This window comes from Acinetobacter sp. AG1, assembly GCF_001005525.1.
GTDB classification, from domain to species: domain Bacteria; phylum Pseudomonadota; class Gammaproteobacteria; order Pseudomonadales; family Moraxellaceae; genus Acinetobacter; species Acinetobacter modestus.
Window position 1 is genome coordinate 21,301 of record NZ_LBMZ01000116.1, and the last position, 15,295, is coordinate 36,595.

Annotated in this window: 14 protein-coding genes; 6 read left to right on the forward strand and 8 right to left on the reverse strand. The window is 36.5% G+C overall.

The window, feature by feature from the left end; all coding sequences use genetic code 11:
- Positions 1 to 103 precede the first annotated feature (103 nt).
- Genes AAV96_RS11725 through AAV96_RS11740 form a run of 4 tightly spaced genes read right to left on the reverse strand, consistent with a single transcriptional unit; the run spans position 104 to position 4,995 of the window.
- Positions 104 to 1,192 (reverse strand): ABC transporter permease, encoded by a 1,089-nt coding sequence (locus AAV96_RS11725; protein WP_046739423.1) that lies wholly within the window; start codon positions 1,190 to 1,192, stop codon positions 104 to 106.
- Positions 1,189 to 2,319 carry an ABC transporter permease gene (locus tag AAV96_RS11730; RefSeq protein ID WP_046739424.1) on the reverse strand — a complete coding sequence of 377 codons (1,131 nt, stop codon included), beginning with the start codon at positions 2,317 to 2,319 and terminating at the stop codon, positions 1,189 to 1,191. The genes AAV96_RS11725 and AAV96_RS11730 overlap by 4 nt, the downstream gene beginning before the upstream one ends.
- Before the next feature lie 3 nt (positions 2,320 to 2,322).
- The gene (locus AAV96_RS11735) at positions 2,323 to 3,486 is read right to left on the reverse strand and encodes an HlyD family secretion protein (RefSeq protein ID WP_046739425.1); all 1,164 of its coding nucleotides are present in this window, start codon (positions 3,484 to 3,486) and stop codon (positions 2,323 to 2,325) included.
- Positions 3,487 to 3,498: 12 nt separating this feature from the next.
- A complete protein-coding gene (locus AAV96_RS11740; RefSeq protein ID WP_046739426.1) occupies positions 3,499 to 4,995 on the reverse strand; it encodes a TolC family protein in 1,497 nt (498 codons plus the stop codon).
- Between the two features lie 325 nt (positions 4,996 to 5,320).
- Between AAV96_RS11740 and serC the strand changes: the two genes are divergently transcribed.
- A complete protein-coding gene (gene serC / locus AAV96_RS11745) occupies positions 5,321 to 6,400 on the forward strand; it encodes a 3-phosphoserine/phosphohydroxythreonine transaminase (RefSeq protein ID WP_046739427.1) in 1,080 nt (359 codons plus the stop codon).
- Positions 6,401 to 6,473: 73 nt separating this feature from the next.
- Here the strand turns inward: serC and AAV96_RS18295 are convergent, their stop codons facing one another.
- Positions 6,474 to 6,617: a hypothetical protein gene (locus tag AAV96_RS18295; RefSeq protein WP_004661115.1), complete on the reverse strand. Its 144-nt coding sequence runs from the start codon at positions 6,615 to 6,617 to the stop codon at positions 6,474 to 6,476.
- Positions 6,618 to 6,653: 36 nt separating this feature from the next.
- Entirely contained in the window at positions 6,654 to 7,592 is a 939-nt protein-coding gene (locus AAV96_RS11750; RefSeq protein ID WP_046739428.1) for a hypothetical protein, read from the reverse strand.
- Between the two features lie 221 nt (positions 7,593 to 7,813).
- On the opposite strand from AAV96_RS11750, the gene AAV96_RS11755 reads away from it, so the two are divergent.
- A complete protein-coding gene (locus AAV96_RS11755; RefSeq protein ID WP_004661117.1) occupies positions 7,814 to 8,284 on the forward strand; it encodes a YaiI/YqxD family protein in 471 nt (156 codons plus the stop codon).
- A gap of 7 nt (positions 8,285 to 8,291) precedes the next feature.
- Complete coding sequence (locus AAV96_RS11760) at positions 8,292 to 9,185, forward strand: DMT family transporter (RefSeq protein WP_046739429.1); 894 nt, start codon at positions 8,292 to 8,294, stop codon at positions 9,183 to 9,185.
- Between the two features lie 17 nt (positions 9,186 to 9,202).
- Here AAV96_RS11760 and AAV96_RS11765 read toward each other — a convergent pair whose 3' ends face one another.
- Positions 9,203 to 9,790, reverse strand: coding sequence for a PilZ domain-containing protein (locus AAV96_RS11765; protein WP_046739430.1), 588 nt, complete (start codon positions 9,788 to 9,790; stop codon positions 9,203 to 9,205).
- 25 nt (positions 9,791 to 9,815) lie between these two features.
- Here AAV96_RS11765 and AAV96_RS11770 point away from each other — a divergent pair, with 25 nt between their 5' ends.
- From AAV96_RS11770 to AAV96_RS11780, 3 genes are all read left to right on the forward strand, one after another.
- On the forward strand, positions 9,816 to 11,051 hold the full coding sequence (locus AAV96_RS11770) for a lipoprotein-releasing ABC transporter permease subunit (RefSeq protein ID WP_004661120.1): 1,236 nt from the start codon (positions 9,816 to 9,818) through the stop codon (positions 11,049 to 11,051).
- Positions 11,044 to 11,730, forward strand: a complete 687-nt coding sequence (gene lolD, locus AAV96_RS11775; protein WP_004661121.1) for a lipoprotein-releasing ABC transporter ATP-binding protein LolD — start codon at positions 11,044 to 11,046, stop codon at positions 11,728 to 11,730. The genes AAV96_RS11770 and lolD overlap by 8 nt, the downstream gene beginning before the upstream one ends.
- 87 nt (positions 11,731 to 11,817) lie before the next feature.
- Complete coding sequence (locus tag AAV96_RS11780) at positions 11,818 to 14,244, forward strand: DNA internalization-related competence protein ComEC/Rec2 (protein ID WP_046739431.1); 2,427 nt, start codon at positions 11,818 to 11,820, stop codon at positions 14,242 to 14,244.
- 41 nt (positions 14,245 to 14,285) lie between these two features.
- Here AAV96_RS11780 and AAV96_RS11785 read toward each other — a convergent pair whose 3' ends face one another.
- Entirely contained in the window at positions 14,286 to 15,236 is a 951-nt protein-coding gene (locus AAV96_RS11785) for a lysophospholipid acyltransferase family protein (RefSeq protein ID WP_046739432.1), read from the reverse strand.
- Between the last annotated feature and the right edge of the window lie 59 nt (positions 15,237 to 15,295).

Sequence of the window (15,295 nt, forward strand, 5' to 3'; positions counted from 1 at the left end):
GGTCAATTAAAAGATAAGATAGAGATTTACTCTTACCTTTTAATTAATTTCGATTAAAGCAATATGCCTAGATATCCTTAATAACAACTTAAACCATGAAACGCTATTTCTTAACCAATCTGAAGTAAGAAATAGCTAATAAAATTGCGCCTAATGTTGTTAAGAAAATTAGTTTGGGTACGACAATAGCAATAGGTACACCCATTTGATTTAATTGCACAAACATTTGCACGCCGTGTGTAGAAGGAAGTAACCATGCCAACCATTGCATCCATTCAGGCATAGCGGAATGTGCCCAAGCTGTACCCGTTAACAGAAATAGAGGCACAGAGGTTACAACAATCAAATGTCCAACACGTTCGGGCATATCGACTATAGAACCAACTAGCATCGCTAAACCAATAATACAACTCACATAAATCGGAACAGAGAATAGCATTCCCCAGAAATTACCCCCATGCGGATATTCATATAACCAAAATGTAAAGCCAAATAAATAGAGACAACCTAAACATCCGATGGTCAATATTGCGGCAAAAATCGCAAAAAATTCTGATCGGTTGGCAACCCAACCTTTTTCTCTATAGCTCGCAATCAACATTGCGAGCCCGAGTAATATGGTTTGATGAATAATAAGACTAGATACAGCAGGAAAAATATAGCTGCCATAGCCAGATAATGTATTAAATAGAGGAATCTGATGAATCGATATTTCAGGATGAAATGAAGAAGCTTTGCCAAATTTTTCTAAATATTCTTGCAGGGTATATTCAATTGAACCTGCAAGCCCTATTCCAACCTCTTTCGTTCGAATGAAATAGGCTGTACTTAGGTAAAGACCGATTCCACCCATTTCGCCGCGTTTCAAACTATTGGTAAGATTTTCGGGTAACAATAGAATGCCTTCAGCTTTCTGATTTTTTACGAGTTTCTCAGCCTCTAAGAAATTATCGGTAACTGTTGTGATTCGAATATGTGGACTATTAGCAGCTTGACTAATAATTTTTGAAGTTAAAATACTTTGTTCTTGGTCAACAATCACAATTGGGATATCTGCTGCCGATTGAGCTTTATAAGCAGTAGGGTAGAAAAAACTATACATGATTACAGCTGCAATCAATGTGGTAAATACAGAACTATTTGCAACAATATTTTTAAACGTTTGGATGTAATAGAAGCAAAATGATTTCATTGATTTTGCTCCTGAATATTTTTCTTCAATAAACGAATACTTAAACCTAGATAAAGAGCAGAGAAAATAACTAAAATGCCAAAAGGAATGAGAGATACGGAAATATCGCTACCAATCACCCATTGCTCTGTTTGTAGTTTCGCATAAGGCGTATACGGAATAATCATTGACCAAAATTGAGTAAATGCTGGTGCATTATTCAGGGGGAGGGTAATTCCCGAAAAACTAGGTGATGATCCACCGTAAAGTGCAATAAAACCAAAGGTTTTAGGTAGATCTTTGGTGGCTAATACAACCGTACTGCTGATGACAGCATAAGAAAAATAAAGTAAAAATTGTGCAAGCAAAATTAGGCTGAGCGAACCTGCAATAAAATAGCCACGAATATGAGCTAGCCAAAACATCCAGCACCATGTCCATGCACAAAAAATAAAGACATAGGTCAGGATTTTACCTAATAGGCTAGAAATAATGTGTTTTGAGTCAACCCATTCATTCAGGGTTTTCCTTTTAAACTCCTGTCCTATCGCAAAAGCCACACAACAGCAAAGCAGTAAATGTAAAACTGCGGGTACCATGAACGGCTCAAGGAATAGTTCATAACTCATATTGGGGTTATACAGCGTAGAAATCTTAATATGTGGTGTGGGAACATCTAAATAAGGAAGGACATTGGCAAAATAACGATTTCCCATATAATCCGCCATACCATTTAAGGTACTGATCAGCATTGCAGAGGAAATGGTATTCCCAATACTAAAAAAAGATTGATTGTAGGCAATACTAATTTGTGCATCTTGTGCTTGTACTAATCTTTGTTCTGCACCATCGGGGATTAAAACGAATCCCCATGCTTCAGTTTTATTAATAAGCTGTTCGGCTTCATCTTGGCTAGTGGTGATGGTTTTTACTTGTAAAGTATGATTGATACTCAGTGCATGAATGACTTTACGGCTCATTTCACTTTGATCTTGATCAATCACAACGATAGGTAAATGCTCAGCTTTACCCGATGCAAACATATTGCCAAAAAGAAGAATCACCAACAAAGGGGCAATGATCGCCATAAAAAAATCAGCTTTATGGCGTTTTAAATAGCGCAACTCCCGAAGCATTACTGCAAACATCGGTTATTTTGCCTCTGCAATGTTAAATAAAACACTCATACCGACTTTTAGGTCTGGAATGGTTTGTTCTGGTACTAAATGAAATTTGAAACTACGAATATCATAACCGCCAGTTTGTCTTGTTGTCTTAATCGTTGCAAAATCACCTTCGGCATCAATTTTTTTCACTTTAAAATTTGCTTTACGGTTGAGTGCAGGAATAAAACCTTCCAGAGTTTTAGTTTTATAAATTGAGCTATACATGTCTTCACGGATATTCAAACTTACCCACAAATCATGGTCTTCAAGAATGCTTACTACAGGGATGCCTGTCGCGACTAACTCAGTTGGTTTACCGTAAGTTTTAGAAACAGTACCATCAGTCGGTGAATACAGTTTGGTTTCTTCGGTTAATGCATTGGCTTCTTTTACCGCTGCTTGAGCCATAGCAACTTGCGCATCAGCAGTTGATTTTTGTTGCTCCGTACTGCCTCGTTTAGCGCGTGCGTATTGTTGATAAGCGGCTTCTGCAGTTTCACGTGCCGAAGTTTGGGCGGCTAACATTTCATCACGGCGTTGACGAGAAATGACACCTTGTTGAAATAGATTTTCACCACGTTTATAAGTGGTTGCTGCCAAATCAGCTTGGGTTTTCATTGCTTGCCAGTTGGCGTATAAGGTTTCGATATTCTCTTGTTGAGCACCACGATATACAGTTGAATGAAATGCTGTAGCACTTTGTAAAGCTGCTTGTGCTTGCTCTTTCTTTGCTTCTAACTCGGGACTAACAAAACGAACCAAAGCCTGTCCTTTTTTAACGGGTTGCCCATCAGTGATGTAAAATTCTTCAATACGGCTTGGAACTTTAGTGCTGATATGTACTGTTTCTGCTTCAACGCGACCTTGTAATTCAATGGTCTGAGGTTGATAAGCCTTCCATAGACCATATGCAATTAAACCGAATAATAAAATAAGGATAATTAACCCAATAAGTTTGAATTTTCCATTTTTAGAAGATTTATTCGGTGGAATTTTTTTATTCAAAGGTGCTGTTTTAGCTTCTACTTTTTCTGTATGTTCAATTAGAGAAACTGGTTCAGATGCTGTTTCTTTTGTTTGAGCATCTGTTGTTTGGTTGACTTGATCTGTACCACGTTCTGAATTGGATGATGATGGATTCTGGCTCATAAATTTCTCCAATTAGCGGATATAGTCAGTACGTGGTTGATTGACGTAAAGCTTAAATTCATCAATAGAACCATAGCTTTGTAATAAGGTAGCCAAAGATAAAATATATTTATACGAGTTGAGTGCCATTTCAGTTTTTAAAGCACTTAAAGCATTTTGTGCGTCAATCACTTGTGTTGCAGTACCCATACCTTCTTTAAATGAAAGTTGTTGGATTCTTAAGTTTTCTTGAGCTGCTTTGGTATTCTGGGTAAGTAATTGATGGCTATTTTGCGAAGAATTTAATTCACTATAAGATTTGTATAAAACATTTTCGACTTCTTGTTTTGTCCGTTCAGTCATAAGCTCTGCTGCGTATTTTTTGAGCTCTGCGGCACGGATATTTTTATTATTGTCTATACCTGAGAATAAATTGTATTTTGCCATCACACCAACAATCCAATTTTCTTTGCTATCTAAGCCGTATTCTCCAAAAGCAAAAACGCTTGGTTTTTTAGAGGCCTGTTGAACTTTCACATTTTCATTGGCTAATTCAGTATCTATTTGTAGTTTTCTAATCAAACTTGAGTTCTGATCATAATTTGCAAGCAATTTATCCAAAGAATGATTCTGAGTTAAATTCACAAAAAGAGGGGTGCTTAGACTGACACTTTCTTTGGTTTGTAATAGATTCTGTAAACTAAATTCGCTCGCTTTTAAATTAGACTGTGTATTTTGGTAGGTACGTTCAGCATTATTGCGTGCAACTTCAAATTGCATACGCTGTCCCTTGTTAATAAAACCTTGTTTTTCAAGTTTTAGAGCATTGTTGTAATGTTCTTGCATGGCATTCAAATTAAACAGTGCTGACTTGGCTAATTGTTGTTGTAATTGCACATTGAAATAAGCCTGAATCATTTCGAAACGTTGTGTATCTTGCTGTTGTTTTTCACTAATATTTGAGCGTTTTGCTTGAATGGTGGCGATTTGTTTAGCGCTATTAATTTTTCCACCAGTATATAGTGGCATAACCATTGAAACTGAAGTACGAACATCATGATCTTCAACAGTGACATCTAGGTTATTTGGAACTTTATTTAAACCATCGCTAACAACTTGATCAAAACCTTGGCTGACCTGATCGATGACTTCTGGAGGTAATACATTTTGCCATTGAGATAATTTTTCATCAAAACCATTTGTTAATGAGTTTTCTAAACGACGTTTACTTGATTCAAGAGGCACGCTCGTTTCACTATGAAATGCATAGGCTCGAGCATTTAAATCAATTCTTGGTAAGCCTAAATTTTTAACAGCTTCCATTTCTAATTGCGATGCTTGCTGTAAGGCTTGTTGCGCTTGAGAACTATAAGCATTTTGCACGACATATTGTTCAGCTTGGCTATAACTGAAGGTCTGAGCAAATGATGGTAATGAAAATAGGGCACAACTAATCAGGCTCATACATAGGCTGAGCTGTTTGGGAAACCGTTTGACCTGAAGGCTCGGTCGATCATGTCGTTTCAACATAAGAGTATGTCGCAATTTAATAATATCCTCAGATAGTCTAAATTCTTTTTATAAAATTGAAATATTATGTTTTTAATTAAATAGTTATATCACTTCAATTGGTGTATTGAATTTGTAAAAAATAGAGTTTTTAATCTATAAAGAATAATGGGATTTAAACTGTGATCAGTGAATAAAATGCATCAAAATAATCAAAAGCAGATTAAAAAATTTATATGTTTTTTGCACTAAAATTTAAATATTTACTCGATAAGCTGCTGCAACCTTCGCTAATCTATGATTAAATCCCCATTTCAATTTGTTTCACTTTGACAAGGGAAAACTCATGCGTGCTTATAATTTCTGCGCTGGTCCTGCTGCATTACCTACTGCCGTTTTAGAGAAAGCTCAACAAGAAATGTTGGATTGGCAAGGTAAAGGTTTGTCGATCATGGAAATGAGTCATCGTAGTAGTGACTATGTTGCTGTCGCTGAAAAAGCTGAAGCGGATTTGCGTAAGCTCATGAACATTCCTGAGAACTATAAAGTATTGTTCTTACAAGGTGGAGCATCGCTTCAATTTTCAGCAATTCCTTTAAACTTGCTCGGCAAGAATGCGAAAGCTGATTATATTCATACTGGTATTTGGTCTGAAAAAGCGTTGAAAGAAGCAAAACGTTATGGGGACATCAATGTCATTGAAGCGGGTACGCTCATTGATGGAAAACACGCCATTACTGAGCAAAGCACTTGGAATCTTTCAAACGATGCGGCTTATGTGCACTATGCGGATAATGAAACGATTGGTGGTCTACAATTTGCAGGTGTACCAGACGTTAATGCACCGTTGGTATGTGACTTTTCTTCAAGCATTTTGTCTGCGCCATTAGATGTAAGTAAATTCGGTTTAATTTATGCTGGGGCACAAAAGAATATTGGTCCAGCAGGTTTAACGATCGTTATTGTGCGTGATGATTTATTAGATCAAGCAAAACCTGAAATTCCAAGCATTTTGAAATATTCTGATCAGGCAAAAAATGATTCAATGGTAAATACGCCTGCAACTTATGCTTGGTATTTGTCTGGTTTAGTATTTGAATGGTTACTTGAACAAGGCGGTGTAGACGCAATGTATAAAGTAAACCAAGAAAAAGCAAAATTGCTTTATGGATATATTGATTCTAGTGATTTTTATAATAATCCAATCGCAATTCCAAATCGTTCAATCATGAATGTACCATTTACACTTGCAGATGAAGCACTTGAAAAAACTTTCTTGAAAGAAGCTGAGCAAAGCCATTTGCTTAACTTAGCAGGTCATCGCTCTGTGGGTGGTATGCGTGCAAGTATTTACAATGCTGTGCCTTTAGAAGGTGTACAAGCATTGGTTAATTTCATGGACGAATTTGCAAAACGTCACGGTTAAGCAATTTATCATCCATAAAATAAAAGCCCTCATTAACGAGGGCTTTTTTATTAATACAATTTAAATCTAAAAATTAAAATAAGCCAATTTGATGAAAAATGAGTGCTGCTAAAAACATACCAAGTAAAAAAAAGCAAAAAGCACCAATATCAAGTTTAAGACCTTGATCACTCGAATGAATCAAACTGGTGGTTGTCTGTTCTGGTATAATTTTCATTAGAACGCCTAGAAATGCTATTTATGTGATTTTTTGTCACTTTATACCAGTTTTAGCATAAATATTCGCCTGAATCCATAGGTTACCGCGAATATATTCGCCAATGTTAAAGTTTTTATACAAATCATTTTTTGTTGCAATTCGAATTAAAATTGCAGGTAAATCATCTTCTAAAACTAAAGTCACATCATACAGCGTATATTCATCTTGCATAAATTGCATGGTTGTTTTGCCAACGATATTACCTTGGAACCAAGCTTCATCTTCTTGACCTAATGTTTCACCATACAAATATGCCACCATTTTAGAAAAATCAACGGTTACAGGTTCGTGATCTTCGGGCGTTTTTGGTTGCCAGTCGTTAATCAGCTCTTGTAAGTTTTCTGGTGCAACACCATTATGTTCAGCCAAAATAGCATTTAAAGCACGATGATGTTTAATCGATGCAGGGTCATCAACAATGATTTTCTCATTTTCAGCAACTGGTTCTACTTCATATGCCCAAGCATTAAATTGAACTTGATAAGTTTGATTTTGATCATATTGGCAGTTATTAACACTAAATAAATTATCAAATGCATAAATAACCGTATTTTTATTTAAACTCAGACGTAATACTGCTTGAGTTGCAGAATCACAAGTAATAATACGTTCAATTTGGGCATCATATTTATATGGGCTTTCAAAACTTGGGAATGCTGTTTTTAATGCGCGTGGTTTTTGATTTTCAACCGCAATAATTTGATTGATTGAAATAGACTGACCCTTTGGCCCTTGAATCAACCAAAATGATTGATCCATGTCTTGTTCATCTTCACATAAGCCCATAGGCATCACTGGAGCATCAAGTGCCAATCCTAACCATTTGGGAACATCTGTTTCAGGTGTATCAGTCAATAGGTTCCAATGCTCAACATGATTACCGAAATTTTGATCTTGAATTTTAATAGTTTCAGGACTGTTTTGATTTTTCATAAAGCGTGATGCTAAAAAGATTGAACTTATTCTATTAAATCGAGGGTAACATCCATTTTTCAAGTCTGGATATGTAATTCATTAAAAATTAATTCAAATTTCTGTTTTTGATCTCAAATCTAACCAATGAAATGGATAACAGCAATTAGTCGAATGATGCTAACTCTACTTTTACCGTAATCTGCTACACTATATTTTTATTTTTATGAGCTTGTGCCAACGTGCTGCCATTTAAATTATGGGTAGATGCTGATGCTTTACCTAAAATTTTACGTGAAGTGATTTTACGTGCGTCTGATCGTTATCAGTTAGAAGTTACCTTTGTCGCCAATCAGAATGTTGGGATTACGCCATCTCTACGGATTAATTCGATTCAGGTGATGAGTGGGGCAGATCAAGCAGACAAAGAAATCATTGAGCGTATGCATGAAAATGATATTGTCATTACACAAGATATTCCGCTTGCAGCACAAGTAATTGAAAAAGGCGGCATTGCAATTCATCCTCGGGGTGAAATTTATACGGTTGCAAATGTTAAAGCACGTTTGCATTTACGTGATTTTATGGATACTTTACGTGGAGCTGGTGTCCAAACAGGTGGACCACCACCTATTTCTGAACGTGATAAACGTGAATTCTCAAGCTCTTTAGATCAAACTATTTTCAAACAAAAACGCAAAACCGCTTCTTGAGCTAAATATGCCTTCACGAATCAACTTAGTACTGACGTATGGATTATTAGTATTCATTTGGGCAACCACGCCATTGGCAATTGTTTGGAGTGTTACTGATTTACATCCTATGTGGGCTTTGGTATTGCGCTTTTTTATTGCCTTACCTTTGGCGGTTAGCGTGCTATTGCTATTAAAGGTTAAATTCCCGATTCATAAAGTCGCGTTATCAAGTTATGTAGCTGGTTCATTAAGCTTGATTGGTTCGCAAATTTTTACTTATGCAGCAACACCTTATTTAAGTTCTGGGTTGATTGCATTGATGTTTGGCTTAGCTCCGATCATGGCTGGGCTGATTGGAAGATTTGGTTTTCAACAAAAGTTAGCGAGTTTGCAGTGGTTGGGGATGGGAACCTCAATTATTGGATTAGCGATGATTTGTCTGAGTGGTAGTCAAAAACATGTGCAACCGATAGGTATTGTTTTAATGCTGATGAGTGTTTTTGCATATTCGCTTTCTATTTTTCTGGTGAAAAAAATCAATGCGGATGTGCAACCGATGGCTCAAGCAACCGGTTCAATTCTGGTTTCAACAATCTTAGCCATATTATTACTACCTTGGATTTGGCAACATGCACCAACGCACTTTCCTTCGACGAAATCATTGTTAGCATTGACTTATACCGTTGTAATGGCTTCATTAATTGCGATGTTTTGTTATTTTAAGTTGGTACAAAATTTGAAAGCGACCACCTTGTCACTGACGACGGTGATGACCCCAATGTTGGCAATACTCATAGGTGCTTACCTCAATCATGAACAGTTGTCTGCACAGGTTTTTGTTGGGGCAAGCATCATTCTATTAGGTTTGTGTCTTTACTTTTATAAAGATTTTAATACCTATCGCCGTTTGAAAATATGAAAACGACGTTTTCATATTTAATTTGGGTTGCTCTCAGTTTGTTGTGAATCTTGAATACTTTCCGCTAATTTGGCACGATCTTGTGGATTAAGGGTAATGAAATAAGCACCAATACGGAATTTACCTTGTTCATCTGCTGAGCTGTAAGCAACTTGAGCAGTTGCTGCGATATGAAAGTAGTTTTCAGGATGACTCAACGTAATATGAATATAGGTTCCTTCATTAATATCTTGTGAGCTGAAGAAGCTCAAGCCATTCTCGGAAAAGTTAACTTGTTCAGGTACTGGTAGTAGGGATTGCACGATATTGTCGTAAAAAGAACCAGTAATCAGATTCAATTTTTGATTGAAAAGGGATAATATGCGAGCAATTTGTTGATCTTTTTCATTTAATTGTTCTAATTCGTAGCGAAATGCATGATCAAATTGATCTAATTCAGCAAGTAGTAGAAAATAGCGTGGCAATACAAAGTGAGAATCATAAGGATCATTCAGCGCAACGTCGTCAGGAATGACTTGATAGTTGATTCTTAACACAGCATCAATACGAGACATCACTCGACGTTCAGAGTTGTCCTCAACAAGCTGATGTTGTGAATTTTCCATAATAAATCACCTCGGACTAGATGGTATGTTTAAGCCAATTTCGCTGTATATAGGGTTGAGATACACTCGTGCTCGGCGAAGTAATCATTTTATTTCTTTTATTGCCTTGGTTTCCATGATTGGTTTAACCCTTGGCGTTGCTGTCCTTATTACAGTACTGTCTGTTATGAACGGGTTTGATCGTGAATTAAAAAATCGTGTTCTGGGGATGGTTCCACAAGCAACAGTTTCTTCTACTCAAATTTTAACAGATTGGCCTGAGCTTGTAAAAAGAGTTGAGCATCATCCGCATGTTACTGGCGTTGCACCTTTTACCCAATTACAAGGGATGTTGACAGCGCAGGGGCAGGTAGCTGGGATTATGGTGACAGGAATTGAACCTGAATATGAGAAGAAGGTTTCAATTATCCAAAACCATATGGTCTCGGGTGATTTAAATGCTTTGAAGAAAGGCGAGTTTGGTATTGTTCTAGGCAAGGACATGACCGATGCACTTGGTCTTGGTTTAAATGACAATGTCACCTTAGTTCTGCCTGAAGCAACACCATCACCAGCAGGTGTTGTGCCACGCTTTAAACGTTTTAAAGTCGTTGGGATTTTTAGTGTAGGTGCAGAAGTTGATTCGATGGTGGGTTATATCGCCTTAAATGATGCATCAACATTATTGCGTTTACCTGATGGCGCACAAGGTGTACGGTTAAAGTTAGATGATATTTTCGCCGCACCATCTGTTGCAGATGATATCGTGAAACAGTTACCAAGTAATTTCTATGCATCGAATTGGACGTATACGCACGGTAATCTTTTCAATGCGATTCAGATGGAAAAAACCTTAGTGGGTTTACTTCTTGTTCTGATTATTGTGGTTGCTGCATTTAATATCGTTTCATCTTTAGTAATGGTCGTAACAGATAAAAAATCTGATATTGCGATTCTGCGAACTCTAGGTGCTTCACCGTCCATGATCACTAAAATTTTTATGGTACAAGGCACAGTGATTGGTGTCATTGGAACGATTGCAGGAACAGTGTTAGGTGTAACTTTAGCATTGACCATAAGTGATATTATTTCTTGGTTCAATACTGCTCTAGGTTTGAACTTGTTTGATGCCTATTTTGTTCACTATCTGCCTTCATATCTAAGATGGCAAGATGTTACGGTAATTGTCACTGTTTCATTATTGATGAGTTTTTTGGCGACAATTTATCCTGCATTACGTGCAGCCAAAGTTCAACCTGCTGAGGCATTACGTTATGAGTAAGATCGTCTTAGAAGCCAAAGATATTTATAAACATTTTGATGATGGTAAAAGCAAAGTTGAAGTGATTAAAGGTTTATCACTTCAAGTAAAAGCAGGCGAGTTTGTTTCCATTGTCGGTTCTAGTGGTTCAGGTAAAAGTACGTTATTACATGCGCTTGGTGGCCTAGAGCAACCTTCGCAAGGTCAAGTTTTTTTACAAGGGCAGCGTTTTGATAATTTAGGCGAAGCAGAGCGTGGTTATAAGCGTAATCAATATCTAGGTTTCGTTTATCAATTTCACCATTTGTTGCCTGAGTTTTCTGCTTTAGAAAATGTAGCCATGCCTTTAATGTTACGTAGTGAAAGTAATTATAAGGATGTTAAAAGACAAGCAGAATATCTACTTGATCGTGTCGGTTTATCACATCGTTTAGATCATAAACCAGGTGAATTATCGGGCGGTGAGCGTCAACGTGTGGCTTTGGCGCGTGCATTAGTGACGAAACCTGCAGTTGTATTAGCAGATGAACCAACTGGTAATTTAGATCGGAAAACAGCATTGAGTATTTTTGAATTGCTGACTGATCTCAAAAAAGAGCTGAATATGGCGATGTTAATTGTGACTCATGATGAGCAATTGGCTCAATCAGCAGATTCGATTTTGCATATGCAAGATGGTTTATGGATTGATCCAAAATAATTTATTTTGTTTAATGTCTTGTTAAAGCCCTGAAAACGGGCTTTAATTTTGCGCTCAGAAAAAACAAAAACTTAATTAAAAAATTACATGTTAAAAATTATTTTATTGGGCTGGATTGCTGGTATTGCAGTCATGGGATTTCATCTTGATTTTATCGAGCTGACATGGTGGATTTGGTTAGCTATTGCAATTCTGATCTTTAGCTTTGGCATATACAAGAAAGAATTCTATTTTTATCGACCTTTTTATAAAGCATTTATTTTAATCAGTGCAAGCTGGGGATTGTTTACAACAGGATATCATTTTGCAGATTCCGCATTAGAACAAAGACTGCAATTAAAAGAGTTTCAATCACAATCCTATGAAGCAATTGTTTATATTAAAAGCATAGATGAATTGAGTGATGATGGTCATAAACAAATTGCTGAAGTACTTAATCGACATAAGCAACCTGTTAACTGGTTACTTTATTTAAAACAAGACAAATATCAGTTAAATCAGAAGCAAAGCTTAGAGTTGGGGCATTATTATCGAGTTCATGGTCAAATTAAACCAGCGCATAGTTATGCTGTTGTGGGTGCATTTGATCAGGAAAAATGGTTTTTGCAGCAAAATATAATGTCTGCATTTTCAGTGCAGTCTATTCAACCTTTAAGCTTTGATGAAATTTATCGTTTGGGTTATCAAGGGCATTTAAAGCAACAGCAAAGCATTTCTGCTAAATTTTTGTTAAGCGTTGAGATGAAACGCTTAGAATTTCGGCAGATGTTACAAGCATCTAACCTTCAGCACAAAGGTTTACTTTTAGCCTTGCTAACAGGTGATGAAAGCCTGTTATCCAATACATTGAAACAACAATTTCAACAGCTTGGAATTTCGCATTTGTTAGCGATTTCTGGTCCACATGTGTTGATCTTTGCATTCATGTTGTCTTGGTTGATACAACGGCTCATACAGCGTTACTACCCACATCTATACTTATGGCAGCCTAGACAAATTTTATTATTATTGCCATTTTTACTCAGTGTTCTGGTGTATGTGGCGTTTGTTGGTTTTGAGATTCCAGCAATCAGAACTTTATTGACTGCTTTGCTTGCAAGTATTTTTCTCTTCTTTCGTCAATCGATTCGCCCATTTAGCTTATTGATCTATAGTGCCAGTATATTATTGCTTTTTGATCCTTTTAGTATTCTATCCGCTGGTTTTTGGCTGTCATATGGTGCGTGTTTTATTCTACTTAGAGTTTATCAAACCATTGCGCAATTACCGCAAGATCAGCCTATTACGTGGACTCAAAAAATATTTTTAGCTGCTAAAGCTTTGGTTGAATCGCAATCTAAGATTTTTATCGCCTTATTACCATTAGTCTTGATTTTCTTTCAGCAAGTTTCTTGGATTGCACCTGTAAGTAACTTAATTGCAATTCCTTTACTTGGCGGTGTCGTTGTGCCATTAGATATTCTGGCTGCATGTATTTGGCTCATCATTCCTGCACTAGGGCAGTTTTTATTTCAAATTAATGATTTTGTATTATCTATATTGATGTCAATTTTAGACATCTTGCAAAATATTTCACCGCATTTATATGGGGTAAGTTATACACCCTTAATGATGGTATCTTTAATCCTTGGTATGCTTATTTTATTTATGCCGAGGGGGACTATTCCTAAAGCTTGGGCATTGATTTGTTTTTTACCTATATGTATAGGTGTAAAAACTCAACCTACGGTTTTAAATATTTTAGATGTTGGACAAGGGCAAGCCGTATTTTTACAACATCCCGAACAGATCTTCATGATTGATACAGGGGGCTCTTACAATGAAAATAAATTTAGTTTAGGAGAGCGGGTTGTTATTCCATTTATACGGCAACAAGGTGTACGCCACATCGACCATGTAATCTTATCTCATCTTGATCAAGACCATAGTGGTGCTTTTCCTATTATTCAAAAAAACTTTGAAATATCTCAAGTACAGTCAAATGAATATGACCAAAAAATGCAGTTCAAAAATAATTTCTCATTTTGTCACCAAGGTCAGCATTGGTCATATGAAAATCTAAAAGTTGAAATTCTATCCCCTAAATCAGATGAGCTTATTCATGCAAAGGATCAGCAAAATGAGTATTCCTGTGTGGTGTATTTACAGTTTTTAAATGCCCAGCCTTATCAAAACTTCTTAATCATGGGAGATGCAGGTTGGGAGGCTGAATATAAATTAATGCAACAATATCCCGATTTAAAAGTAGATGTTTTGATCTTGGGACATCACGGGAGTAAACATAGTTCTGCTTATGATTTTTTAGCGACTTTAAAACCTAAGCTTGCGATTGCCTCGGCAGGGTTTGATAATCGTTATGGACATCCCAGTCAAGAGTTGAAAAATCGTCTACAGGCGCTACATATTCCATTGTTAACTACGGTTGAAGCAGGAACAATTCGTTTTGTTTTTGAAAATGGTCAGGTTGAGCTCAGACAGCAAAGACAACAAATTAAATGGTTGGAAAGAAAATAGCTTAAATATTGTAATATTTTCATATCACAATATTTATAGGATTAAAGCTGAGTTTTTTCTTGCTGACGAACTTCAGCAACTTTTGCTAAAGCTTCGTTGACATCAATATCATAAATTTTGTGTAAGCTAGGGTTCGCACTGAATCGTTTATAACTCCAGTGATAATGCGCTGGAAGACGTTGGATTAAATTCTCCAAAGTTTGATGAATAATAAGCGTACCATCTTCGGCATTACCTTCATAAATTTGAGGATTGATACGCTCGATATGCATGTCGAATCCACCTTGGTCATTCCTCAAAGCATAAAGGAATAAAGTTCGTGCTTTTGTTTTTTGAATTAACTTTGCGCTTAAACTACTCGAGGCCAATGGAATACCAAAATACTTAATCATTTCACCACCGTGATCAGGGGTGTGATCAGGTAAAATAACAGTTGTACCACCTTGTTTTAATGCTTTAAAAATCTGACGAACTCCACTTTCATCAGTAGGCACTAAATTCGCTTGATTACGGCTACGTGCATCACGAACAAAACGATCAGCATCAGGATTTTTCACAGGCTTATAAAGGATGGTCATTTGAGTATGTTTGGATAGCCATGCGTTCATAACTTCCCAAGTGCCCAAATGAGGCATAATCAGGACAAGCCCTTTTTTCTCTGCGAGGGCTTCGTGAAAATAATGCTCATTATGAATCTTGTGAATGCGCTGAATATTTTTCTCATTTGAAGCTCCCCAAATGCTCACAAATTCAAAGTAAGAGGTTAGTTCATTTTTAATTGCTTGTTTTTTTAATTGATTTATTTCTTGTTGAGATGCTTTAGGGAATGCGATCTGTAAATTCAATTGTATAATTTTTGAAAGTTTAGAAAGCTGGAAACTATTAAGCAATAGCGCAACAAAACCTGCGATAAAACGACCTAATTGGAGTGGCTGATGACTCAAAAATTGTATGAGACGGTAATTACTATTTGTTGATTTGGGGTATGCCATATATCAAACATTAAAAAAATTACAAGAGGAGAGTATAACGTATAAAATAATTATAAGTT

Bases quoted from the DNA above. Each gene is read 5' to 3' on its own strand.
- AAV96_RS11725 (WP_046739423.1), bottom strand. From the start codon at position 1,192: ATGAAATCATTTTGCTTCTATTACATCCAAACGTTTAAAAATATTGTT.
- AAV96_RS11730 (WP_046739424.1), bottom strand. From the start codon at position 2,319: ATGTTTGCAGTAATGCTTCGGGAGTTGCGCTATTTAAAACGCCATAAA.
- AAV96_RS11735 (WP_046739425.1), bottom strand. From the start codon at position 3,486: ATGAGCCAGAATCCATCATCATCCAATTCAGAACGTGGTACAGATCAA.
- AAV96_RS11740 (WP_046739426.1), bottom strand. From the start codon at position 4,995: ATGTTGAAACGACATGATCGACCGAGCCTTCAGGTCAAACGGTTTCCC.
- serC (WP_046739427.1), top strand. From the start codon at position 5,321: ATGCGTGCTTATAATTTCTGCGCTGGTCCTGCTGCATTACCTACTGCC.
- AAV96_RS18295 (WP_004661115.1), bottom strand. From the start codon at position 6,617: ATGAAAATTATACCAGAACAGACAACCACCAGTTTGATTCATTCGAGT.
- AAV96_RS11750 (WP_046739428.1), bottom strand. From the start codon at position 7,592: ATGAAAAATCAAAACAGTCCTGAAACTATTAAAATTCAAGATCAAAAT.
- AAV96_RS11760 (WP_046739429.1), top strand. From the start codon at position 8,292: ATGCCTTCACGAATCAACTTAGTACTGACGTATGGATTATTAGTATTC.
- AAV96_RS11765 (WP_046739430.1), bottom strand. From the start codon at position 9,790: ATGGAAAATTCACAACATCAGCTTGTTGAGGACAACTCTGAACGTCGA.
- AAV96_RS11770 (WP_004661120.1), top strand. From the start codon at position 9,816: ATGTTTAAGCCAATTTCGCTGTATATAGGGTTGAGATACACTCGTGCT.
- lolD (WP_004661121.1), top strand. From the start codon at position 11,044: ATGAGTAAGATCGTCTTAGAAGCCAAAGATATTTATAAACATTTTGAT.
- AAV96_RS11780 (WP_046739431.1), top strand. From the start codon at position 11,818: ATGTTAAAAATTATTTTATTGGGCTGGATTGCTGGTATTGCAGTCATG.
- AAV96_RS11785 (WP_046739432.1), bottom strand. From the start codon at position 15,236: ATGGCATACCCCAAATCAACAAATAGTAATTACCGTCTCATACAATTT.